We start from the raw sequence: 2,226 nt of genomic DNA on the forward strand, positions 1-2,226 counted from the left end.
CGCGGCCGTGATCCTGGCAGTCGGCCAGCTCTACCTGACCGTGCCGCTGCTGCCCGGCGTGGCCGAGCGCTACGGCGTCCCCCTCTCCGCCGCCGGGCCAGGCCGACGACGGACCGGTCCGCCTGGAACTGGGCGAAGGACTGCTCCAGGATCTCGCGGGCCGAGGCCGCGCCGAGCTGGTTCACCAGGTTGACGGCCATGTTGTAGCCGGGGCGGAACGACGACCGCAGCGGGTAGGTGCGGGTGGAGGCGAGGCCGCCGACGGCCTTCGGGTCGACGCCCGGCTGCCACACCACGACGGCGTGGCCCTCCACGTCGATGCCGCGGCGCCCGGCACGGCCGGTGAGCTGCGTGTACTCGCCGGGCGTGAGGTCGACGTGGGCTTCGCCGTTGTACTTGACCAGCTTCTCCAGCACGACCGTGCGCGCGGGCATGTTGATGCCCAGGGCGAGGGTCTCGGTCGCGAACACGACCTTCACCAGGCCGCGGACGAACAGCTCCTCGACGGTTTCCTTGAACGCGGGCAGGAGGCCGGCGTGGTGGCTGGCGATGCCGCGTTCCAGCGCCTCGCGCCACTCCCAGTAGCCCAGCACCATCAGGTCGCCCTGCGGGAGGTCCTTGGTCTTGGCGTCGATGACCTCGCGGATCTCCTCGACCTCGTCGGCGGAGTTGAGCCGCAGGCCGGCGCGCACGCACTGGGTCACCGCCGCGTCGCAGCCCGCGCGGCTGAACACGAAGTCGATGGCGGGCAGCAGGCCCGCGCCGTCGAGCCGTTGCACGATGTCGACCCGGGACGGCGGTTTGAAGCCCGACCCGCGGGGTGGCCGGCCGCGGTCCTTGTTGTTGCGGTTGCGGCTCCACGGCACGTGGAAGCGGGACAGGTCGTCGGTGTGGCGCAGCAGCTGCGGGTTGATGCGGGCGTGCCCGTCGGGGCCGTCGCCCGCGAACAGGTCGAGCATCCGGCCGCCGGCGAGCATGTGCTGCCACAGCGGCACGGGCCGGTGCTCGTCGACGACGACCGTCGTGTCGCCCCGGACCTCGACCAGCCACTCACCGAACTCCTCGGCGTTGCTGACGGTGGCGGACAGGCCGACCAGCCGCACCGACTCGGGCAGGTGGAGGATCACCTCCTCCCACACCGGGCCGCGGAACCGGTCGGCCAGGTAGTGGATCTCGTCCATCACCACGTAGGCGAGGGTGGTGAGGGTGGAGGAGCCCGCGTACAGCATGTTGCGCAGCACCTCGGTGGTCATGACGACGATCGGCGCGTCGCCGTTGACCGAGGTGTCGCCGGTCAGCAGGCCGACCTTCTTCGCGCCGTAGCGGGCGACGAGGTCGGCGTACTTCTGGTTGGACAGCGCCTTGATCGGAGTCGTGTAGAAGCACTTGCTGCCCTCGGACAGGGCGAGGTGCACGGCGAACTCCCCGACGACGGTCTTGCCCGCGCCGGTGGGCGCGCAGACCAGCACCCCGTGCCCGTCCTCCAGCGCTTCGCAGGCGCGTTGCTGGAACGGGTCGAGGTCGAACGAGATGACCCCGAGGAAGTCTGCGAGCTTGGGCCGGGAGGAGCGTCGGCGGAAGTCCGCGTACGAGTCGGCCGGGGACCGCGAAGTGCTTGACACCTGTCCAGGCTGTCATATGACACCGACAAAATCGCTTCAGATCCGCAGCGAACCCCGGACCAGCTCTTTTAGTCAACACTGAAGCTACAGAGCACATAATCGTTGACCATGCGGCACACTCGTGGGCCATGGAGGCGATTCCGCTGGCGGAGGGCGACCTCCGGTGGGTGTTCCCGGACCTGGTCGCCGTGGAACCGGTGCTGGACGTGCTGCGGTTGGCCGCCGCGCGGGTGGAGCGCCTGGCCGGACACCTGGGCAGACCGGGCGCGGGCCTGGTGTTCGACCACCTGCCGGGCGCCCCCTACGCGGGGTTGTCGGCGCTGGCCGAGGTGGAGGAGGTGTCGTTCCACGTGCACGTGTCGTTGCCCCGCGACCCGCACCGCAACGTGGTCGCACCGCCGCCGCCGTGGCTGGTGGAGGGCGAGATCTCCGTGCGCTGCGACGCGATCCGGGACTGCGGCAGGCACGAGATCGAGACCGTCGAGTCGGCGCACGACACGCCGTTGGAGGCGGCGAACGGGGTGCTGGACGTCGCCGGGTGGCTGTTCCGGCGGGGCACGACGGAGGCGCGCGCCTCCTGGCGCAAGCGGGACGTGCTCAGCCG

2 protein-coding genes are annotated in these 2,226 nt (G+C 70.8%); one reads left to right on the forward strand and one right to left on the reverse strand.

The window, feature by feature from the left end:
• Positions 1–1,622: DEAD/DEAH box helicase (locus tag AB0G02_RS36130; RefSeq protein WP_360803753.1), on the reverse strand; the 1,622-nt coding region annotated here is incomplete at its 3' end.
• Between the two features lie 128 nt (positions 1,623–1,750).
• Here AB0G02_RS36130 and AB0G02_RS36135 point away from each other — a divergent pair.
• A partial coding sequence (locus tag AB0G02_RS36135) for a hypothetical protein (RefSeq protein ID WP_360803756.1) occupies positions 1,751–2,226 on the forward strand: 476 nt, incomplete at its 3' end.

This window comes from Actinosynnema sp. NPDC023658, assembly GCF_040639995.1.
In the GTDB taxonomy this organism is placed as follows: domain Bacteria; phylum Actinomycetota; class Actinomycetes; order Mycobacteriales; family Pseudonocardiaceae; genus Actinosynnema.